General features: G+C 65.7%; 23 protein-coding genes and 1 pseudogene. 6 read left to right on the forward strand and 18 right to left on the reverse strand.

Features of this window, described 5'->3' with window-relative positions; translation table 11 throughout:
* The 3 genes and pseudogenes from G510_RS16670 to G510_RS0111570 form a co-directional block, all read right to left on the reverse strand.
* Positions 1-184, reverse strand: a pseudogene (locus G510_RS16670) (ISL3 family transposase); the annotation flags it as partial.
* 106 nt (positions 185-290) lie between these two features.
* Positions 291-1,643, reverse strand: coding sequence for an Eco57I restriction-modification methylase domain-containing protein (locus G510_RS18015; protein ID WP_084644345.1), 1,353 nt, complete (start codon positions 1,641-1,643; stop codon positions 291-293).
* Positions 1,640-2,293: an N-6 DNA methylase gene (locus tag G510_RS0111570; RefSeq protein ID WP_342664734.1), complete on the reverse strand. Its 654-nt coding sequence runs from the start codon at positions 2,291-2,293 to the stop codon at positions 1,640-1,642. Before G510_RS0111570 ends, G510_RS18015 begins: the two co-directional genes overlap by 4 nt.
* A 67-nt stretch (positions 2,294-2,360) precedes the next feature.
* Here G510_RS0111570 and G510_RS16675 point away from each other — a divergent pair, with 67 nt between their 5' ends.
* Positions 2,361-2,630, forward strand: a complete 270-nt coding sequence (locus G510_RS16675; RefSeq protein WP_051216709.1) for a helix-turn-helix domain-containing protein — start codon at positions 2,361-2,363, stop codon at positions 2,628-2,630.
* Positions 2,631-2,660: 30 nt separating this feature from the next.
* Positions 2,661-3,725 (forward strand): methyltransferase family protein, encoded by a 1,065-nt coding sequence (locus G510_RS16680; RefSeq protein ID WP_245563335.1) that lies wholly within the window; start codon positions 2,661-2,663, stop codon positions 3,723-3,725.
* Here the strand turns inward: G510_RS16680 and G510_RS0111585 are convergent.
* The gene (locus G510_RS0111585; RefSeq protein ID WP_029153756.1) at positions 3,633-4,589 is read right to left on the reverse strand and encodes a virulence RhuM family protein/type II toxin-antitoxin system death-on-curing family toxin; all 957 of its coding nucleotides are present in this window, start codon (positions 4,587-4,589) and stop codon (positions 3,633-3,635) included. The genes G510_RS16680 and G510_RS0111585 overlap by 93 nt on opposite strands.
* Before the next feature lie 209 nt (positions 4,590-4,798).
* Between G510_RS0111585 and G510_RS0111590 the strand changes: the two genes are divergently transcribed.
* Entirely contained in the window at positions 4,799-5,875 is a 1,077-nt protein-coding gene (locus G510_RS0111590; RefSeq protein ID WP_051216710.1) for a PLP-dependent cysteine synthase family protein, read from the forward strand.
* A gap of 66 nt (positions 5,876-5,941) precedes the next feature.
* On the opposite strand, the gene G510_RS0111595 is transcribed toward G510_RS0111590, so the two are convergent.
* The 6 genes from G510_RS0111595 to G510_RS0111620 all read right to left on the reverse strand — a co-directional run bounded on the left by G510_RS0111595 (position 5,942) and on the right by G510_RS0111620 (position 11,331).
* A complete protein-coding gene (locus tag G510_RS0111595) occupies positions 5,942-6,289 on the reverse strand; it encodes a histone-like nucleoid-structuring protein Lsr2 (RefSeq protein ID WP_029153758.1) in 348 nt (115 codons plus the stop codon).
* Positions 6,290-6,335: 46 nt separating this feature from the next.
* Positions 6,336-7,061, reverse strand: a complete 726-nt coding sequence (locus tag G510_RS0111600; protein ID WP_281167442.1) for an amino acid ABC transporter ATP-binding protein — start codon at positions 7,059-7,061, stop codon at positions 6,336-6,338.
* Complete coding sequence (locus tag G510_RS0111605) at positions 7,058-7,729, reverse strand: amino acid ABC transporter permease (protein ID WP_051216712.1); 672 nt, start codon at positions 7,727-7,729, stop codon at positions 7,058-7,060. The genes G510_RS0111600 and G510_RS0111605 overlap by 4 nt, the downstream gene beginning before the upstream one ends.
* 9 nt (positions 7,730-7,738) lie before the next feature.
* The gene (locus G510_RS16685; protein WP_051216713.1) at positions 7,739-8,578 is read right to left on the reverse strand and encodes a transporter substrate-binding domain-containing protein; all 840 of its coding nucleotides are present in this window, start codon (positions 8,576-8,578) and stop codon (positions 7,739-7,741) included.
* A gap of 97 nt (positions 8,579-8,675) precedes the next feature.
* Positions 8,676-10,790, reverse strand: coding sequence for a heavy metal translocating P-type ATPase (locus G510_RS16690; RefSeq protein WP_051216714.1), 2,115 nt, complete (start codon positions 10,788-10,790; stop codon positions 8,676-8,678).
* Complete coding sequence (locus G510_RS0111620; protein WP_029153761.1) at positions 10,777-11,331, reverse strand: helix-turn-helix domain-containing protein; 555 nt, start codon at positions 11,329-11,331, stop codon at positions 10,777-10,779. Before G510_RS0111620 ends, G510_RS16690 begins: the two co-directional genes overlap by 14 nt.
* 87 nt (positions 11,332-11,418) lie before the next feature.
* Between G510_RS0111620 and G510_RS0111625 the strand changes: the two genes are divergently transcribed.
* The gene (locus G510_RS0111625; RefSeq protein ID WP_029153762.1) at positions 11,419-12,987 is read left to right on the forward strand and encodes an FAD-dependent oxidoreductase; all 1,569 of its coding nucleotides are present in this window, start codon (positions 11,419-11,421) and stop codon (positions 12,985-12,987) included.
* Positions 12,988-13,004: 17 nt separating this feature from the next.
* On the opposite strand, the gene G510_RS0111630 is transcribed toward G510_RS0111625, so the two are convergent.
* The 5 genes from G510_RS0111630 to G510_RS0111655 form a co-directional block, all read right to left on the reverse strand.
* The gene (locus tag G510_RS0111630; protein WP_029153763.1) at positions 13,005-13,454 is read right to left on the reverse strand and encodes a DUF2871 domain-containing protein; all 450 of its coding nucleotides are present in this window, start codon (positions 13,452-13,454) and stop codon (positions 13,005-13,007) included.
* Positions 13,455-13,670: 216 nt separating this feature from the next.
* Positions 13,671-13,931, reverse strand: coding sequence for a GlsB/YeaQ/YmgE family stress response membrane protein (locus G510_RS16695; RefSeq protein WP_051216715.1), 261 nt, complete (start codon positions 13,929-13,931; stop codon positions 13,671-13,673).
* Positions 13,879-15,108, reverse strand: a complete 1,230-nt coding sequence (locus tag G510_RS0111645; protein WP_029153764.1) for an amidohydrolase — start codon at positions 15,106-15,108, stop codon at positions 13,879-13,881. The genes G510_RS16695 and G510_RS0111645 overlap by 53 nt, the downstream gene beginning before the upstream one ends.
* A complete protein-coding gene (locus G510_RS0111650; RefSeq protein WP_029153765.1) occupies positions 15,105-15,737 on the reverse strand; it encodes a trimeric intracellular cation channel family protein in 633 nt (210 codons plus the stop codon). Before G510_RS0111650 ends, G510_RS0111645 begins: the two co-directional genes overlap by 4 nt.
* Positions 15,738-15,798: 61 nt before the next feature.
* Positions 15,799-16,200: a hypothetical protein gene (locus tag G510_RS0111655; protein WP_029153766.1), complete on the reverse strand. Its 402-nt coding sequence runs from the start codon at positions 16,198-16,200 to the stop codon at positions 15,799-15,801.
* A 217-nt stretch (positions 16,201-16,417) separates the two neighbouring features.
* On the opposite strand from G510_RS0111655, the gene G510_RS0111660 reads away from it, so the two are divergent.
* Both G510_RS0111660 and G510_RS0111665 read left to right on the forward strand, forming a co-directional pair.
* On the forward strand, positions 16,418-17,023 hold the full coding sequence (locus G510_RS0111660) for a TetR/AcrR family transcriptional regulator (RefSeq protein ID WP_029153767.1): 606 nt from the start codon (positions 16,418-16,420) through the stop codon (positions 17,021-17,023).
* A complete protein-coding gene (locus tag G510_RS0111665; RefSeq protein ID WP_029153768.1) occupies positions 17,020-17,817 on the forward strand; it encodes an NAD(P)H-dependent oxidoreductase in 798 nt (265 codons plus the stop codon). The genes G510_RS0111660 and G510_RS0111665 overlap by 4 nt, the downstream gene beginning before the upstream one ends.
* A gap of 48 nt (positions 17,818-17,865) precedes the next feature.
* Here G510_RS0111665 and G510_RS0111670 read toward each other — a convergent pair whose 3' ends face one another.
* The 3 genes from G510_RS0111670 to G510_RS17635 all read right to left on the reverse strand — a co-directional run bounded on the left by G510_RS0111670 (position 17,866) and on the right by G510_RS17635 (position 20,756).
* A complete protein-coding gene (locus tag G510_RS0111670) occupies positions 17,866-19,515 on the reverse strand; it encodes a SulP family inorganic anion transporter (RefSeq protein WP_029153769.1) in 1,650 nt (549 codons plus the stop codon).
* Positions 19,512-19,916, reverse strand: coding sequence for an ArsR/SmtB family transcription factor (locus G510_RS0111675; RefSeq protein ID WP_084644346.1), 405 nt, complete (start codon positions 19,914-19,916; stop codon positions 19,512-19,514). The genes G510_RS0111670 and G510_RS0111675 overlap by 4 nt, the downstream gene beginning before the upstream one ends.
* 105 nt (positions 19,917-20,021) lie before the next feature.
* Entirely contained in the window at positions 20,022-20,756 is a 735-nt protein-coding gene (locus tag G510_RS17635; protein ID WP_051216716.1) for a MerR family transcriptional regulator, read from the reverse strand.
* Position 20,757: the final 1 nt, after the last annotated feature.

Consider the following 20,757-nt stretch of genomic DNA (forward strand, 5'->3'; position numbering starts at 1 on the left):
GCACCTGTGTCCCGCGCGGGGTCGCTTCCGCGCCGCAGCTGCGGCAGAACGGGTCGCGATCGGTGACGCGGCACTCCAGGGTCGCGCCAGCGTGCATGAGCGTGAGGCCCGTGACGGTGAGGCCGTGGTCGTCGAGGGCGGTGAACACAGTCAGATCGGGGTCGCCGAAGGTAGCGTGGTGCACGTCGAGGTCTTCCGGATGGTGAGCTTAGGAACTTCCATCCTCGGGAGGCCTCGACCTCTCTCACGGGACCGCCACGCGCACGTCCTCCCGGACGGGCACTACACGCTCAAATGCGAAGAGCCAGTATATACGTGTCCGTGCAGGCACTCCCTGGCCCCGCCAAGATCGGCTTGCTAAGAAATTTTGTTTCGACCGCGGCGCTCGTCCCTTGTGCTGCGGTCATCAAAACCTTCCATTTAGAAACTAGTTCTACACCAGCATCAATCGCATCGCTCTCCAGCCATGAAACCCGCCTGGAACCGAATATCTTCACCGGATCAACCAGCTCTTCAGGGGTATCGGATCCATGGAATGTAGTGGACCACCCGAACGTCTTTCTCCTCGGCATTGTCGATTCAAATGATGGCTCATTCACATTACGAACTTTTTCGAGAATCGAGACCGCAGCATTGTTGCGAACAAGCACATCGTACTCACCCAGGTAGCGTACTGCTGGCGGACCGGCTGCGTGACCACTTACGAAGGTCTGCACGGTGCACGGACCATCATAACTCGCATCCCAGAGGAAATAGGAGACACCTCCGCGAATTTTTGCGCCATCAAAAACGTCGAAAAGTTTGGGGAAATCACCCAAGTACCGAATGCGCGTATCCGCAAGCATTTCTTCACGAAAATCATCGAGACCTTTTCCACCCGAAAACCAGCGCGAGGGCGTGACCATCGAAACAACGCGCGGATCGAGAGCGATCGCTTGTCTCACGAAGTGCTGGTAGATCGGAGTCGCACTCGCACCAAACCCAGCGTCGCTCAGCTGATAAGGCGGGTTCCCGATGATGACGTCGAACTGCACATCCGCTCCAAACATCTGCGCCAGGCGCTTCTTCACATTCGAGGTATGAGTTAGCGCATAGGCATGAGTCTCAAGTTCCGAGTCTCGGTCGAAGGTTGCGCGTGTCGCTGGGCAGTATCCGCACCGATCTCCTACCCACGTGTGCTCGATTCGCTCGAACCACACGTTGCCCCAGTCGCGGACGAAATTCTTCGCGATCGAATGTCTACCAGTGGCGTCCTTCGAACAGTAAAGGCTGCGTCGTGCGAGCAGTGCCGTAAGGCGTGTGATCCCAATGCCGAAGACCTGCTTCGTGAGGATATGGTCGACTCGCTCCTCGAGATCCGGGATCGCGCTCTCGAGACCGTCAGTCAAACGACGCGTGATCTCACGCAGGAATACGCCAGATTTCGTGAACGGGTCGAGGAAGGTGACAGTCGGATCCGCCCAAACACTCGCACCACCATTCGATTTCGACCACGCCTCCGCAACAGTGTCGAGCATCCGATTGGCGAGCTCGGGCGGCGTGAAAACTTCGTCGTTGGACAGGTTCGCGATGCAGGTGAGGACGTCGGGATTATGCGTGCGGAAGCCGGATCTTATCGCGGGCTCAACGATCGGCACGCTCATGCGGCGAGCTCCTGCACCGTCATTGCATCGTAGGTGCGAACTGGGATGAACATTTCATGCTCTTCCAACGCGTCGAAGAGAGTGCCCTGAACCGACGAACGCTGGGTCAGGCTGTCGTACGAGAAGTCGCGCCGCTGATACTTTCCGCGCCCGAGGTAGCCCCACTCGGGAAAGACGATCGACTCACCGCTCGGCGTCTTCATCGCGAGGGCATCACCTCGAACGATGTTGACCGCAAGAACAGCGTCCGCCGCACGAATCCACATATCATCGGCATCGGCTTTAAGAAACCGGGCGAAAGTACCCGAAAGATTAATGCGGCACTCTTCCGCATTGTCCTCGAGCAACTCGATCCCATACACGCACATCAAGGCGAAGAGACCGTAGTGGCGCCTCTCGAAGTCACTACGCCCATGGCGCGCGTCCACCGCGTCAAGCTTTCGCTCGAGCACCGGGATCAGGAAATTTCCAGAGCCACAGGCCGGCTCGAGGAACCGGGAGTCGATTCGCTCCGTCTCGGACTGCACGAGGTTGAGCATGTCGTCAACGAGCCATCGTGGAGTGAATACCTCTCCATGGTCCGCGACTCGCTGACGGGACTTTACGAGCTTCTCCCCTGTCATGACAGAGGTCCGAGTCCATACATACATCTGAGTGTACAAGTACCCGGGGTCTAACGCTCTGGTGCGCCACACCGGTACCGATATCGCTTGAACGATGCCTCGAGTTCCGTCTGCCGCTGCCGCGCACGTCGGTGCTCAGATCGCGCACTTCCGCATGCGACAGAGCATGACGCAGGACCAGCTCGCGGTCGCCAGCGACATCGACTCGTCGAACATCCGCTCCTACGAGTCCGGCCGCGCGATGATGAACGTGCGCTCACTCGTGCGCATCGCCGACGCGCTCGGCGTACTCCCCGGGGACCTCATCGACGGCGTGACGCCCGACATGTTCGACGCACAGTCTGCCGTTCGCTCCGTGCGGTGACGAATGGCGCCGGCTTCTAAGCTGGGCCCCATGCCCGATTCGCTCACGACGCCCGTGCGCATCTTCGGCATCCTGCTCACGCCTCGCGTCGCGCGCGGCTATTTCGCGATGCAGGCGCTCGCGGGCGCCGCGTGGTGGATCCTGGTCGCCACCGTGCCCGATGTCCAGCGCCTGACGCTCGGCGGCCTTCCTCCCCTACCGGTCGCGATCCTCGACCTCCCTCTGTTCGTCGGCGCGTCGGCTGTCGCCGCGTTCGGTATCCGCTGGGCGGTCTGGCTCGTGGGCGTCTGGACGGTACTCGTCACCGCGGCGATGGTTGTATACGCAACCGCGACAGAGTCCGCGGGCTGGGGCGCGCTCGCGATGATCGCGGCTTCCGTCGCCTCGGCGGCTGCCGCCGTCGTCATCGTGCGCGGCGCATTCCCCTCCCACTGGATCCTGCTGGGTCCGCTTTGGCTGCGCGAAGCGCGCCCGCGTGCCCGTGCGAACAACATCCTCGCAACCGCCGCACAGCTCGTCGTCTTCTGGGGCCTGTTCCTCGGCGTCTTCCCTCTCGTTATCGTTTGGTTCGAGCGGCGCTGGGAGCTCGCATTCTCCGTCCCGCTCGCCGCGCGCATCGCCGCAATCGCCGTGCTTGTGGTGGCGAGCGCGCTCGGGCTCTGGTCGGCCGCGACGATGGCGTCACTCGGCGACGGCACTCCCCTGCCCTCGGCCACCGCGCGCCGCCTCGTGATCGCCGGCCCGTATGTATTCGTACGCAACCCGATGGCCGTCGCCGGCATCGTCCAGGGCGTCGCGGTCGGGCTCGTCCACGGATCCTGGCTCGTCGTCGCGTGGGCGTTGTGCGGATCCGTCGTCTGGAACTCGATCATTCGGCCCATCGAAGAGCGCGACCTGGAGGATCGATTCGGCGACGCGTTCCGCGCCTACCGTGATCGCGTGAGCTGCTGGGTGCCGCGCCGAGTGTGGGCGGGCGGCACAGCTGGAGGGCACCGCGCCAGGTCAGAAGGTGATCATGCGCATGAGCAGCGAGATCAAGAGGTCCTTATCCTTCGGGTCGCTCGTAGCAATCATGAGCGTGATCGCAGCAAGTGAGCTATTCGTGATGCGGGGGTGCCCGGCGGCATCAGTGAGGGCATCGTTACGAGCAAGGAACGTGACGAATAGAGCTGCGGCACTGCGCTTGTTGCCATCAGCGAGCGGATGGTCCTTCACAACGAGGTAGACCAGGTTCGCGGCCTTTTCTTCAATCGTTGGGTAGAGATCCTGTCCGCCGAAGCTCTGGTAGATCGCGCCCACAATGCCGTCGAGAGCATCACCACGCTCCTTACCGACCAGACCATCGGCGGGGAACTCGGTTGCGACCTGTGCGATCACCGCGCGCGCGTCGTCGAGGTTCAGCGTCCACCCCGGGACTGCCCCGGGGACGGTGTCGATGTGCCCCTCGTCGTAATCTCTCAAGAGCGTAAGGCCCGGTAGGTAGCTCGCAAGTATGTCAGCGACTCCCACCATCAGTTCGGTTTCGGAGCGAGCGAGGATCTGCACGATCGAGCCGAGCTTCTCGAGCCGCTCCTCGTTGATCGCATAGCCCGTCACGAGGTAGTCACGAAGGCGGTCGGTCGCCCAGATGCGAAACTGCGTAGCGACCTTGCTCTTAATCCGATATCCAACCGAGATGACGGCATCAAGGTTGTAATGGGCGACATTGCGGCGAACAGTGCGAATGCCCTCCTGACGAACCTGTAAGAAATCCTTACTAGTTGCCGTCCGACGAAGCTCGCCTTCGTCATACACATTCCGTAGGTGCATCGTGACGTTCTCGCGCGTGGTGTGAAACAGATCCGCAATCTGCTGCTGGCTCAGCCATACCGTCTCCGCATCGAGCCGTACCCGCAACGCGGGAGCACCGTCCGCGCGCTCGTAGAGGATCACTTCCCCGAAGGATGGTTCATCCGTCATCAGGTTCCTTCCCTCGAGCACGGAGTTCGCGGTCCTCGTACTAGGCCGCGAATGACAGGCTGTAGCGCCTCCGTCCAAGATATCCGCGGCGCACCTGCTCGGCGTTCCGACAGCCAGATCGAACTCGGATTCGCGGACGAGCGCTCAAATCTGTCCGCCCGAGACCATGCACTGCCCCGCCACAGATGGCGCTCCCCTATCGTGGACACATGACCCCGCACCCCCGCTCCCGCGAGTGGGAGCTCAACGCGATCCGCGTGCTCGAGGCCGATGCGAACCGCAGCGCCGACACCCACCTGCACGTGTTCCCGCTGCCCGCCGAGTGGGGCATCGATCTGTACCTCAAAGATGAGTCGGTGCACCCGACCGGATCCCTGAAGCACCGCCTCGCGCGGTCGCTCATCCTCTACGGGCTCGTGAACGGGCGTATCCACCAGGGCACGACACTCATTGAGGCGTCGAGCGGATCCACCGCCGTCTCCGAGGCGTACTTCGCCGAGATGATCGGCCTCGACTTCGTCACGGTCGTGCCGCGGTCGACGAGCGCCGAGAAGATCCGCTTCATCGAGTTCTATGGCGGCCGGTGCCACTACGTCGACGACCCCACCGAGATCTACGCCGAGGCCGAGCGTTTGTCGTCCGAATGCGGCGGCTACTACCTCGATCAGTTCACGCTCGCCGAACGCGCGACCGACTGGCGAGGCAACAACAACATCGCCGAGAGCGTTTTCGCGCAGCTCGTCTTAGAGCGATACCCGATCCCCTCATGGATCGTCGTCGGCGCCGGCACCGGCGGCACGAGCGCCACGTTCGGTCGCTATGTGCGCTATCGCCGGCATCCCACACAGGTGGCCGTCGTCGACCCCGAGAACTCCGCCTACTACGAGGGCTGGCGAACGGGCGATGCCTCGCACACGACCGGCATCCCGAGCCGCATCGAGGGCATCGGGCGGCCGCGCATCGAGCCGTCGTTCATCGGCGACGTCGTCGACGAGGTACTGCCGATCGCCGACGCCGCTTCGCTCGCCGCGATCCGCGTGCTGCAGGAGCGCACCCGGTACTGGGCGGGCGGATCCACCGGCACGAACCTCGTCGGCGCGTTCCAGCTGATCGCCCGCATGCTCGCGTCCGGCGAGCGCGGCAGCGTCGTCACCCTCATCTGCGACGGCGGCGCACGGTACTCGGCGACCCACTACAACGATGAGTGGATCGCGGAACAGGGCCTTGATCTCTCCCCCGAGCGCGCCCGTATCGAGCATTTCCTCGCGACCGGCGAGTGGAACTAGTGAGTCCCCGAGTGCCTAACGGTCGATAACGAGCGCGAAACGACCGCCACACACTCCCCGAACGGATCAGGCGTTGCGATTCGCGTACGCCTCGCGCACGGTCTTCGAGAGGGATCCGCGCGGCGAGACCTTGTGACCGTTCTTACGCGCCCACACACGGATCTGGTTCTTGTCCTCCACGCGCGGGAGTTCGGTGCGCGTGTAGGTGTCGACGTCACGGTCGCCGATCGACGTCGTGCGCGCCACCGCCGTGTACGGCGAGAGGATCTCTCGAAGCGCGGCAGCATTCGCGCTCGAGAGATCGATCTCGTAGGTCTCACCGTCAATGCCGAACGTCAGCGACTCGGCGGCGAGCGGTGCGAGCACCGAACCATCGAGGTCGTCGGTGACTAACTCGACTCGTTTTGTTGCCATATCTCCACGCTAGTGGTGCGCCGTCCGATTGCTGCGAGGCTGAGCCTCAGAGCACCTTGTTCAGGAACTCCTTGGTGCGCTCGTGCTGCGGCGCGGTGAACACCTGCTCGGGGTCGCCCTGCTCGACGATGACGCCGCCGTCCATGAAGATCGCCCGGTCGGCGACCTCGCGGGCGAAGCCCATCTCGTGCGTGACGACGATCATCGTCATGCCCTCGAGCGCCAGGTTCTTCATTACGGCGAGAACCTCGCCGACCAGCTCGGGGTCGAGCGCGGAGGTCGGCTCGTCGAACAGCATGATCCGCGGCTCCATGGCGAGCGCCCGGGCAATCGCCACGCGCTGCTGCTGCCCACCGGACAGCCGCCGCGGGTACTCGTTCTCCTTCTCGGACAGCCCGACCTTGACGAGCAGCGCGCGGGCGCGCTCCATCGCCTGCGCCTTGCTGAGCCCCCGCACCTGCATCGGCGCGAGACAGATGTTCTCGATCGCCGTCATGTGCGGGAAGAGGTTGAACTGCTGGAAGACCATGCCGATCTCGGCGCGCACGTCGTCGATCTTGACCTTCGGATCGGTCAGCGTGTGCCCGTCGACGGTCACCTCGCCGCCCGTGATCTCCTCGAGCCTGTTGAGGCAGCGCAGCAGCGTGCTCTTGCCGGATCCGGAGGGACCGACCACGCACACCACCTCGCCGTCTGCGACCGCGAGGTCGATGCCGGTGAGCACCTCGTTGGATCCGAACGACTTGCGCAGGCCCTTGACGTCGATGATCATGAGTGCGCCTCCAGACGCTTCTCAGTAACCCTCAGCACGATCGACAACGAGAGGGTGACCGCCAGGTAGAAGACCGCGACGGTCGTGTAGATCTCGACGGTGTTGAAGTGGTTCGATGCGATCGAGCGCGCTTGGAAGAGCAACTCAGGCACGAGAATCACCGACAGCAGCGACGTGTCCTTGATGCTGATGATGAACTGGTTGCCGAGCGGCGGGATCATGCGCTTGAACGCCTGCGGCCAGATCACCTTGAGCATCGTCTTGTGGTGGCTCATGCCGAGCGAACGCCCGGCCTCCATCTGCCCGTTATCGACCGACTGCACCGCACCGCGCACGATCTCGGCGATGTACGCACCGGAGTTGACGCCGATGACGATGAAGGCCGCCGTGAGCGACGACAGGTTGAAGCCGATGAGCAGCGGAAGCGCAAAGAAGATCCACAGAGCCTGGACCATCAGCGGCGTGCCGCGCAGAACCTCGATGTAGATGGTCGCGATCCAGCGCAACACTCGGAATCGGCTGAGCCGAAACAGTCCGAATACCGCGCCGAGCGCGAACCCAATCACCAGACCGACGACCGAGACGAGCAGGGTATAGAGGAGGCCGATCCACAGCTGCGGAAGGAACTCGATAACCCCCGCCCAGCGGAAGTCCGTAATGATATTCATGCAGTGAGATCAGTCCTGCGACGCCGCGAGATCGTCGAGCCACTCGGGCTCCTCGCCGAACCACTCCTTGAAGATCTCGGTGTAGGTGCCGTCATCGATCATCTCGGCGAGCGACTCGTTCATGGCGGTCACGAGCTCTTCGTTGCCCTTGCCCACCGCGATGCCGTAGTCCTGAGCTTCGATCAGCTCGCCGACCGTCTTCAGCTTGCCCTCGCCCGCAGTGAGAATGTAGTACTCGACATTCGGCGCATCGTAAAGAACCGCATCGGCACCATCACCCTCGACCGCGAGGTACGCCTGGTCAAGCTGCTCATAGGTGTTCGGCGTGGCGCCCTCGATGTTCTCCTCGATGTAGTTCGCGCTCGTCGATCCGAGTCGGGTCGCGATGGTCTTTCCCTCGAGATCGTCGATGCTCGTGATCGTGTCATCGTCCGCCGGCACGCCGATGCGTAGACCCGATTTGTAATACGGGCTCGTGAAATCGACGGCCTCGCGGCGCTCCTCCGTGATCGTCATACCCGCGATCGCGATGTCGAACGTACCCGTCTGCATGCCGGGAATGATGCCATCGAAGTTGGTGGTCTCGAGCTCGATCTCGAAACCGACGCGGTCCGCGATCTCATTGATGATGTCGATGTCGAAGCCGACGTACTCGCCGCCCTCTTCCTCCTGGAACTCGAATGGCACGAACGACGTGTCGGTCGCGACGGTGTAGCTGTCTTCGAGCCCGCCGCCGTCGCCGCCGCCCTCTCCTGCGTCATCGCCGCCGCTGCAGCCGGCGAGGCCGCCTGCGAGCAGGACTGTCGCGGCAATCGCCGCGGTGGATGTGATTCGCCTGGTGCTGTTCACGAAGGGCCTTTCCTTCAACGCTGGTGATGCATGAGATTCGTAGAGACTCTAGGCAACCTATAAAGAATGCTGAGAGGTGTCAAATGTCTACAATCGGTCATTTGACACGCTCGAGACTGCGCACCGGGTTGAGGTCGAGGCGCCGCAACAACTGGGCGTTCAGCGCCACCACTACGGTCGAGACCGACATGAGGATCGCGCCGACCGACATGGGCATCACGAATCCGATCGGCGCGAGCACGCCTGCCGCGAGCGGTACTGATATGAGGTTGTAACCCGCCGCCCACCATAGGTTCTGCCGCATCTTGCGATACGTCGCCTTCGACAGCTCGATCACCGAGATCACCGAGCGCGGGTCATCGCTCGCGAGGATCACGCCCGCCGAGGCGATCGCCACATCCGTACCCGCGCCGATCGCAATTCCGACATCGGCCTGCGCGAGGGCGGGCGCATCGTTCACGCCGTCGCCCACCATCGCGACACTGCGCCCCTCGCGCTGCAGCTCGGACACCTTCGCGGCTTTGTCCTCCGGGCGCACCCCGGCGAAGACCCGGTCGATGCCAAGCTCCGAAGCCACGCCGTGCGCAACCGCCTCGGCATCACCGGTGATCATCACGACGTCCACGCCGAGTTGCCGCAAGGCGCCCACGGCATCGCGCGATTCGCCACGGACCTCGTCGGAGAGCTTCAGCCCGCCGATCACGGATCCGTCGCGGATCACGTGCAGAATGATCGCGCCGTCCCTGCGCCACTCATCCGCGGCCGCCACCTCCGCCGCGTCCACCTCGGTGAGCAGGTGCGGCCCGCCGACCCGAATGACGTGTCCCGCGACGGTGGCGGTGACGCCCACTGCGGGAGCAGAAGTGAAGTCACTGGCGTCGCTGAGCGCGAGCCCGCGATCCTTTGCCGACCGAACGATCGCGTTCGCCAGCGGATGTTCGCTCGCCGACTCGGCAGCTGCGGCGAGCGCCAGCACCTCGTCAGCGTCGACCCCACGAACGGGAGCGATGTCGAGCACGGTCGGCTCGCCTTTGGTGAGAGTGCCCGTCTTGTCGAACAGCACGGTATCGATCGTGCGCATGCTCTCGAGCGCCAAGCGATCCTTGATCAGCACGCCGCCGCGCGCCGCGCGCTCCGTCGCGATCGACACCACCAGCGGGATCGCAAGGCCGAGGGCATGCGGGCACGCGATGACGAGCACGGTGATGGCCATCACGACCGCGCCGTCGCGATCGCCGACGAGGGTCCAGACGAGCGCGGTGATCGCGGCGGCGATGAGCGCATACCAGAACAGCCAGCTCGCGGCGCGATCCGCGAGTCGCTGCGCCCGCGAGCTGGATCCCTGTGCGTCGCTGACGAGGCGCTGGATCCCGGCGAGCGTCGTCTCGTCGCCGATCGCCGTGACCTCGATACGGATCCCCGAATCGGTCGCGACCGTGCCCGCGGTGACGCGGTCGCCCATGCCGCGCTCGACGGCACGGGATTCACCGGTGACCATCGACTCGTCCATGTCGGCACGGCCGTCGATGATCTCGCCGTCAGCGGGAACGCTCGCCCCGGGGCGCACGATGACGATGTCACCGACGCGCAGGTCAGCGGGCGCGACCGTGACGACTTGATCCCCTTCGACTCGCTCGGCCACGTCCGGCAGCAGCGCCGCGAGCGAATCGAGCGCCGACGACGTCTGCGCGAGCGAGCGCATCTCGACCCAGTGGCCCAAGAGCATGATGACGACGAGCAGGGCGAGCTCCCACCAGAAGTCGAGCCCGCGGTCGAGCAGTCCGAGAGACGACCCCCACGACGAGAGGAAGGCGACGGTGATCGCGAGCCCGATCAGCAGCATCATGCCGGGGGCACGCGAGCGGATCTCCGAGAGCGCGCCGCTCAAGAACGGCCATCCGCCCCAGACATAGATGACCGTGCCCAGCACGGGCGCGATCCACACGGCGCCGGGGAAGTCGGGGATCTCGTAGCCGAGCAGCATCGCGAAGCCGTGCGAGAACGCGACGACCGGGATCGCGATGATCAGGCTGATCCAGAACATGCGGCGGAACTGGCCGACGTGATCGCCGTGGCCCGCATGGCCGCCATGAGCATTGTGATCGGCGTGGCTGCCGTGCAGGTCGTGATCGGCGTGCGCGCCGTGGTCGACGTGCGCGCCGTGCTCGACGCCGGAATCGTGCCCGTGGTGCCCGTGCTCAGTCGGATCCATGGGTGTGCATCCTCTCTCCCTCGCCGTTGAAGATACTCAACACCTCGGCGGGGCTCTTGCCCACCGGGCTCATCGCGTGCGGCACGCGCGTGTCGAACTCGGCGGCCTCGCCGCGGGTGAGCACGAGGTCCTGCTCCCCCAGCCGCAGGCGCAGCTTTCCGGACAGCACGTACAGCCACTCGTAGCCGTCGTGCACGCGCAGTTCGGGCAGCGTATCGACCGGCGGGTAGGTGATCTTGTAGGTGCGGATCGCCGACTCTTCCGGCGTGAGCGGGGCGATGGTGATGCCGTCGCGGCGGACCGCCGGTCGCCGCACCCGCGGATCCCGCGTCTCGGACGGGAGGAGGTCGTCGATCCGGATGCCCAGGTGCCGCGTCACTGGCAACAGCAGCTCGAGCGACGCCTGGCGCTTGCCGGATTCGAGGCGCGAGAGTGTGCTGGTCGACATGCCGGCCCGCGCCGCGACGTCGTCGAGTGTGAATCCCCGCGCACGGCGGATGGCGCGGAGCCTTGGCCCGACCTGTTCGAGTTCGTGTCCCATGACCGCTCCGTTTCCGCGAATCCTGACTTTTGCCATCTTAGCAAGATTATTTGCCATGTGGCCGAGGGTGGGATCACACTGATTCTCATGAACACACAACCTTGGGACGTCATCATCATCGGCGGCGGCGCGGCGGGCCTCAGCGCCGCTCTCATGCTCGGCCGATCTCGCCGCCGCACGCTCGTCATCGACACCGGCAGCCCGCGCAATCGGTTCGCATCGCACATGCACGGGGTGCTCGGAAACGAGGGCACCTCCCCCGCGGACCTGGTCGAGCGCGGACGCGCCGAGGCCGTCGGCTACGGCGTCGAGTTCCTCGCCGACGCCGTCGAGCGCGTCGACCAGACCGACGACGGTGTCCTCGTAAAGCTGCGGGAGGGGGATCCGCTTCGCGCCCGCGCACTCATCGTCGCGAGCGGGCTCGTCGACGATCTGCCCGACATTCCCGGCCTTGCCGAGAGGTGGGGCAAGAGCGTGCTGCACTGCCCCTACTGCCATGGCTGGGAGGTGCGCGGACAGCGGCTCGCGATTCTCGCCACCTCTCCCCTCGGCTTGCACCACGCGCAGCTCGTGCGCCAGTGGACCGACGACCTGACGGTGTTCACCGCGGACATCGGCCCCATGGACGACGAGACGATCCACCGGCTGCGCTCGCGCGGGATCCGCCTGATCGCCTCGCCCGTGACCGAGGTGCTCGGCGACGGTGATCAGGTCACCGGCGTGCGCACGGCCGACGGCCACGTCACCGAGCTCGATGCGATCTTCACGGCCGCAACGCTGCGCCCGCGCGACGAGTTTCTGCAGCACCTGGATCTGAAGCGGACCGAGAACCCGATGGGCAACTTCCTCGCGACCGACGAGATGGGGCAGACGAGCAGTTCGCGCATCTGGGCGGTCGGCAACGTGACGAACGCGGGGGCGAACGTGCCGATGTCGATCGGCGCGGGGGCGTCGGCCGGCGCCGTGGTGAACATGGCACTCGTCACGGAAGACTTCGACCGGGCCGTCGCCGAGGCCGAATCCGCCCCGGACATGGCGCCGGCCGACTACTGGGAGCACCGATACGCGGGCCCGGAGCACATGTGGTCGGGGCGCGTCAACAAGGTCGTGTCCGATGTCGCCTCCGGTCTCACTCCCCGCCGTTCGCTCGACCTCGGATGCGGTGAGGGCGGGGACGCGATCTGGCTCGCCAAGAACGGGTGGACAGCCGCGGGGATCGACATCTCCGCGTCGGCCATCGGCCGAGCCCGCACCGCCGCGCACGCGGCCGGTCTCACCGACGATCAGATCTCATTCGCCGCGCGCGACCTGTCGGCGTTCGACGAGGCCGGGCAGTACGACCTGGTCACGGCGAGCTTCCTGCACTCCCCCGTCGAGCTGGCTCGTGGCGACATCCTGCGCGCGGCGGCCGACCTCGTCGCGCCCGGCGGCCATCTGCTGATCACCTCGCACGCGTCGAGCCCGCCGTGGGCCGAGCACTCCGAGCACCACACGCCCCACTTCCTGTCGCCGGAGGAAGAGTTCGCGGCCCTCGACCTGAGTCCGGACGAGTGGACGGCGCTCGCGGTCGAGGTGCGCCCGCGCGAGACGACGGATCCGCACGGCAACTCCGCGACCATCGACGATTCCGTCATCCTCCTGCGGCGGGAGCGGTAGTCAGCCGGTCGTGACGGTCATCGAGCGCTGACTGCGGCCTCGACGGGTGCCGGGGTGCGGTCGGTGACCGCGCGGCGCAGGGCGATGAAGAGCACGATCATGCCGGCGGTGACGAGCATGTGCCCGAGGCCCGCGATTCCGGCGATCATCGCGTTCGACTCCTGACCGAGCACGGTGAGGCTGCCGTGCCAGATCAGCATGCCGGACGTCAGGATGACGCCGGCGTTGTACAGCCAGAAGAACCAGGCGAACAGCTTCGGACTGCGCGAGATCGTGAAAACCTTCTCGAGCGCGAGCACGATAAGCAGCACGATGAATCCGAGCGTCAGCAGGTGCGTGTGGGCGAGGCTGAGCTGCGTGAACTCTCCCTCCGGGAATCCGTTGTTCTTGGTGAACTCGCGGTAGAACAGGCCGGAGGCGACTCCGACGATCATGTAGATGAATGACGCATTGAGCAGGCGCTTCATGGTGTGCGATTTCCTTTCGTATCGATGACGCGGCGAGTAACCGCCATGACATCGAGTTCACCAGTTCTCGCCGCGCCGATCATCGCGAGGGCGGTTGAATTCGCCCTCCATCGAACGGTTGACGCGCGTGGAGACGAGCGCACAGAAAAGGCAGGTGGCGATCGCCACCTGCCCCTTCTGGATCCGCCGGTTCACAGGGTCGAATCGCGAGTATCCCTATTCCTTCTTACGGCGCCCGAAGATCAGGCCGTAGATGAGCAGCACAATGATCGAGCCACCGATCGCGAGCAGCCACGTGGTGATGTTGAAGAAGCCCTGCAGGTCGACGCCGAATGCGATGCCTCCGAGCCATCCGCCGAGGAAGGCACCAATGACGCCCAACAGCAGCGTGACAATCCAGCCGCCACCCTGCTTACCGGGCAGGCTATTCGGAAACGAGCCACGCGCCCGCGGCGACCACGAGCGCGGCCGTGCCAGTCTCGAGGGTCGGCTGCATCACGGGCAGGAACAGCGGCGAGTGATTCGCGGGGATATCGGAGAAGACGGTTCCCTTCCGCTCCGCGTCACCCCACTCCTGCGGATCCGTGCCGCCGATCGACCAGTACGTGTACGGCACGCCGAGCGCGCGCGGCACGTCGCTGAAGTCCTCGCTCGCCGTCTGCAGCTCCATCGGCAGGGCGCGCTCGCCGAAGTGCGCGGCGAACGCGTCCGCGACGCGTGCCGTGGCCGCGTCGTCGTTGTCGGTGAGCGGGAAGCTGTCGTACACCTCGATCGTCGGATCCTTCGGCGATCCGCTCGCCTGGCTCTCGCCGCGCGCGATGCGCTCGATCGCGTCGAGCATGTGCGTGCGCGTGGCGTCGGTGTAGGTGCGCAGGTTGAGCTCGAGCACCGCGTCGTCGGGGATGATGTTGCTCTTCGATCCGGCGCGGATGCTGCCCACCGTCAGAACCGCCGGATCCGTGGGGTCGATCTCGCGGGAGACGATCGTCTGCAGCCGCACGACGATGTGCGCGGCGAGCACGACCGGATCCACGGTCTTCTGCGGCATGGATCCGTGGCCGCCGCAGCCGTACACGGTGATCCGCACGCTGTCGGCGCTCGAGAGCACCGGGCCCGGGCGGGTCAGCGCCGTGCCGGACGGGCCCGGCAGAACGTGCTGCGCGAGCGCAACATCGGGCTCGGGGATGACGTCGGCGAGCCCGTCGTCGAGCATCGTGCGCGCCCCGTCACCTGTCTCCTCGGCGGGCTGGAACAGCACGACGGCGGTGCCGCTCCACGCGTCCTGGTGGGAGGCGAGCAGCTGGGCGGCGCCCAGCAGGCAGGCGACGTGCACGTCGTGACCGCACGCGTGCATGACGCGGTCAGCGGTGCTGGCATACGCGGATCCGGTCGCCTCGGTGACGGGCAGCGCGTCCGTGTCGGCGCGCATGAGCACGGTGGCCCCGTCGCCGTTGCGCAGGATCCCGACGAGGCCCGCGCCGCCGATGCCGGTGTGCACGTCGAAGCCCCACGCCTCCAGGCGGCGCGACACCTCCTCCGCCGTGCGCGTCTCGTCGTGGGAGAGCTCGGGATGCGCGTGGAGGTCGCGGTACAGCGCCTCCTGGTCGGCGCGGATCGTCTCGTAGTCGTTCAGGATGTCGGCGACGGCATTCATTCTGGTCCCTTTCCTTTTCGCGGCTGCCCCTTTGCGTGCGGAACGCGCCAGCGGAAGTGCAGCGACAGCACGCGGAAGACGAAGACGATGACGGCGGATCCGACGGACATGACGGCGTTCGGGAGGGCGAGGAACCACAGCCCGGCGACGAGAGCGGCGCCGATGATGGCGGGCACCGCGTACAGGTCGGCCGAGTTGAACAGCTGCGGATCGCGGTTGGCGACGACGTCGCGCAGCAATCCGCCGCCGACGCCGGTCGTCACGCCGAGCAGGATCGCGGCGGCGGGGTTCATGCCGACCGCGAGCGCCTTGACCGTGCCCGTCGTGCAGAACACGGCGAGGCCGCCCGCGTCGAAGATCAGCAGCGGCCGCGAGTATCGCTCGATGCCGTTGGCGAGGAAGAACACGAGCAGAGCCGCGGCGAAGGGAATCGCGAGGTGGATCGGCTCGGAGAACGCCGTCGGCTTCACGCCGAGGATGAGGTCGCGGATCACCCCGCCGCCGAGGCCGGTGAGGCCGCCGAGCAGAAGGGATCCGATGAAGTCGTAGCCGCGCTGCGCCGCGAGCAGCGAGCCCGAGATCGCGAAGAAGAACGTGCCGAGCAGATCGAACGTCAACGCCCAGTTCATGACTGCATGCCGTTATTCGGTGTGAGCCGCATGAGGCAAGGATATGTCGCGGGGCGCGCCGTCAGTCGTACTCCACACTCATCACGGTCACGACGACCTGCTGGTCGCCGTCGCTGAAGGTGATGAATACGTTGGGCGGGAATCTGTCGAACTGGATTCGTTGGGCGAAGCCCTGGTCGCTGAAGTCCCAGGTGATCGTCGACGACCCCTCCTCCGCGAGGGCACTGGCGTCGTCCGGATCGACGACGAGGTCCTCCTCGGTGAGCGAATCGACGACGTGCAGCTGTGCCTGCAGATCGCCGTGCGGCTGTCCGTCGATCGTGATGTCTGCGTCGATGTGCGCGTGATCCTCGGGGCCGGCGACATTCTCGAGCTCGTCGACGACGATGCTCGCGCCGTCGAGGTCGAAGCGCTGGTCGCGGTCGCAGGTCGCCGGATCCCCGCTCGTATCGCAGTCGGTCACACGATCGGGGATGAATCCACACCCGGTGAGTGTGAGGGCAACGACGGCGATGAGGATTGCCGAGCGAGCGGCGCGGAGCGACGGGTGCCTGCGTACACGACTGTCGTTCACAAGACTCCTCCCGCCGCGGCGAGCGCGCGTCTTGTTCGACAATAGCGGCCCGCACCACCACCTACTTGCGGTAACTTACCGTTAGTAGGTTACGGAGGAAGATTCGATGCCGGGACATGAGACCCCCTCGACGAGGCGACGGCTGTCGAGAGAGGATCGCCACGATCAGTTCCTCGAGGTCGCGCGCCAGATGCTCGACGAGCGCGGGACGGACGAGTTCACGCTCGGGCGGCTCGCCGTGCAGGCCGGCGTCACGAAGCCCGTTGCCTACGACCACTTCGAGGATCGATCCGCCGTTTTCGTCGAGCTGTATCGCGGCTTCGAGCATCGGCAGCATCGCGTGCTCATCGACGCGCTCCGGAATGCGGACGGAGGGCTCGACGAGGTGTGCGAGATCGTGGCCGGCTCGTACATCGATTGTTGGATGGCCGAGGGGCGCGAGATGGCCGGAATCGTCGCCGCGCTCGCCGGATCACCGGAACTGGCCGCACTGCGACGCGAGACCGAAGCCGACTATATCGCCGTGTGCCGAGATGCTCTTGAGCCGTTCGTCGGGCCGATTGATGCCGCGACCCTGCAAGCCGTCACCGGTGCGGGCGATGCGCTTGCTCACGAGGTGCTCGAGGAACGACTCGATTCCGACCTTGCCCGCCGCACACTCACCGCCGTCACCTCGACGATCGCCCGCCTACACCAGGAGCACACAACGTGACCATCTCACACCCGCCCACGCCCGGCACCGCGCTCTGGGTCTACACTCACCCGCGGAAGAGCTCTCTGAATGAACGCATCTTTCGCGAGGGAGTCGCTGCCCTTTCCGAGCACCGCACCGTCGTGACGTCGGATCTCTACGCGCAAGACTTCGATCCGGCCCTCCGCAAGAGCGACCTCGGGCGCTTCGCCGAGATCCCGGGAAACCTGGCCGAGCAGCTCGGCGACGCGTATGAGGAACAGCAGCTCCCGGAGGACGTTCGCGTCGAACAGCGCAAGATCGCCGAGGCAGAGCTGCTGATCTTCCAGTTCCCGCTGTGGTGGTACGGAATGCCCGCCATGCTCAAGGGCTGGTTCGACCGGGTCCTGACGGCGGGGTTCGCCCATGGCGACCTCGACCCCGAGACCGGGATGCCGTTGCGATACGGCGAGGGTGGGCTCTCGGGCCGCAAGGCGCTCATCATCGTCACTGCCGGCGATGACGAGCGCACGCTCGGGCCGCGCGGTATCAGCGGTGATCTCGATGCCCTCATGTTTCCGCTGACCCACGGCATCCTTTGGTACACGGGCGTCGAGTCCTATGAGATCCACGCGATCTACGACGCCGACGACCTGGATGACGAAGCAGGTGCTCGCGAGGTGCAACGACTCAGCGAGCGGTTCGCCGAGCTCAACGAGGAAGCGACGCGGCCGTTTCGGAAGCTCAGCGACGGTGAGTATCGCGGCACGCGTGCGCTTCGCGCGGATCTCGCTCCCGGGCGGGCCGACCTGGGGATCCATCTCGCGGGCAACTGAGTCGGCCGGGCAGTGTGGCGTTTCTCGCCACGCGCCCGGCTCCCCCGCTCACGCCCCCGCGGCGGCGCGCCGGATGTGCGAGCGGGCGTGGTCGACGGCGGGGTCGAGTTCGGCGAACAGGTGGTTCGGGTGCCGCAGGGAACCGATCACGCCCAACCGATCCAGCAGCTGAAGGTGCTCCGGACGGATCCCCTTGATGAGAACGGTCACGCCGCGCTGCTCGAGGGCGGTGACCATTTCCGTGAGGGTATGCGCGCCGGTCGCGTCGATGAGCTGCAGCTGAGACAGCCGAAGCACCACCACTTCGATGCCGTGGTGCGCAGCGATGCGGTCGAGCAGGCGCTCGGCGGCGCCGAAGAACAGGGATCCGTCGATCCGGAACACGGCAATGCGTTCGTCGCCCGGCTCCGGCTCTCCCGCAATTTCCTCGCGGTGCACGCCGCTCGCCGTGCTCAACGACCGCAGTGCGAAGAACGCCGCGACGGCGATGCCGATCCCGACCGCAACGATGAGATCGAAGCTGACGGTGATGATCGCGGTCACGACGAACACGACCGCATCCGATCTCGTCGACCGCAGCACCAGGCGGATCACCCGCGGGGACACCATGCGCGCCGCGGTCACCATCAGCACGCCAGACAGCGCCGCGAGAGGGATGAATGCGACGACGTTCGCGGCGAGGTAGACGACGGCGAGCAGGGCGAGGGCGTGCACGACCGACGCGGCCCGGGTCCGTGCGCCCGAGCGCACGTTCACCGCCGTCCGCGCGATGGCTCCGGTGGCAGGCATGCCGCCGAAGAACCCCGAGGCGATCGATGCGAGACCCTGTCCGACGAGTTCGCGGTCGGCGTCGTACGGGCCGGTGTCCGCCATCGACGCCGCGACTCGTGCCGAGAGCAAGGACTCGATCGCCGCCAGCGCCGCGACGGCGAACGCGGGCCCGGCGAGCGAGGCGAGGGTGCCCAGATCCAGGGTGGGCAGTGACGGGGCTGGCAGCGAGCGCGGCAACTCGCCGATCGTCGCGAGGGGAAGGCCGACCCATGCCACGACGACCGTCACAACGACGATCGCGAGGAAGGACGCGGGCAGCTTGCCGTTCACGCGTGTCAGGGTGAGCATCATGACGGCGACGACTGCGACGACGACGAGAGGGAGGAAAGCAGACGGCCAGTCGGCGTCGGCAACCGATTGGAAAGCGGCGATCACCGCGTTCGTGCTGTGGCCCTCGCCGCTCACCCCGACGGCGGCCGGCACCTGTTGGAGGAAGATGATGACGCCGATGCCGACGGTGAATCCCTCGATGACCGGCCACGGGATGTAACTGACCACGCGTCCGAGACGCAGAGCACCGGCGACCAGCACGATGATCCCGGCGAGAAGGCTCACGACGGCGACCGCGCCGACTCCGTGGCTGACGACAATCGGTGCGAGCACGACCACCATCGCGCCCGTCGGCCCCGAGACCTGCACGTTCGAGCCGCCGAACACCGCGGCGACGAGGCCGGCCACGATCGCCGTGATCAGTCCTGCTTCGGCGCCCGCGCCCGAGCTCACGCCGAAGGCCAAGGCAAGCGGGAGCGCGACGATGCCGACCGTGACGCCGGCGACCAGATCCGCGCGCCAGCTCGAACGGATCCCGCGATAGTCGCGCACACTCGGCAGCAGCGACGCGACGGACGCCCAGGAGACGTTCTTCATCGATCCGCCGACGCACGGGCGGGAATGATCGGCAGCTCGCCGACGGACGTCAGCTGCTCTTGGGAGAGCGTGAGGACCTCCGACAGCAGCTGGCGAGCGACGCGCAACAGATCCGCGACGTCCGGGAAAGCGAGGCGGTAGTAAACGACGCTCGCCCGGCGCTCGGACGCGACGAGGCGATGACGTCGGAGTACGGCGAGGTGTTGCGACAGGTGCGAGGCTTCGAGGCCCGTCTCGGCGATCATCTCGGCGACCGACGCCTCGTCCGAAGCGGACAGGATCTCCAGGATCCGAATTCGATACGGATGAGCGAGACCCTTGAACAGGTTCGCCTTGACCTCGTAGAGCGGTCGTTCCCCGTCGCCGAACACCGATACACCTCGAGCCTTCGTCTGCTTCATGGATCCGTGGAGCAAATCAACGGAATGATGGAATCATCATATCGAATGCCATGCCCTACTGCGCGCCGCATACGGACCCATGGGTCAGCAAGCGGCAGGTGAGGCTCACCGGGTGAGCTGAGCAACGCGCTCGACGATGAGGGTCATCGCCTGTTGTTGTGCGGAATTCATGTGTTCATGCATGATCGCCGTCATCGCGTTCGCGCCCATCTCCTCGCTGACGCGCGAATCGAAACGCGGCAGCGCATCGCCTCGCGCTGCAAGAAATTCCATGATGAGCGCGGCCCCGTGCTCGGCTATCACAGCGATCTGCTCGTTCGAGGTGTCATCCGGCAGGCGCAGCATTTCTGCGTTGAGCTGAGCGAGCGTGTCGGGGGCCTCGCTCATGGCGTCGGCGAAGGCAGGCATGTCTTCCTCTGGGAGCAATCGCGCCAGCAGTATCGCGACGTTGCGGGATCCCGGATCAGTTCCGAGTGTTTCCATCGCGAGGAGCGCTTCTGGCGAGAGATCGGGCGAGATCCCCCGCGCAATCAACGCGTCGATATCCGCACGGATCCGGGTGAGCTCGGCGATCCGCTCGTCGAGTTCGGTACGGAGCCCGTGCAGTGACTTCTGACCCTGTTCTTCGGAATCGAGCATTGCCGCGACGTGTTCGAGGCTGAAGCCGAGGCTGGTGAGACGGGCGATGCGCAGGGCGAGCACGAGGTGCCGCGCTGTGTATTGCTTGTACCCATTGCTCAGACGCCCCGGTTCCGGCAGGAGCCCGACGTCATGCCAATGCCGGATCGACCGCAGCGTCACGCCGGCGAGGTCGGCCAGCTGGTTCGTGCTCCACGCCATG

The sequence above is a fragment of the Microbacterium gubbeenense DSM 15944 genome (assembly GCF_000422745.1).
GTDB lineage: Bacteria > Actinomycetota > Actinomycetes > Actinomycetales > Microbacteriaceae > Microbacterium > Microbacterium gubbeenense.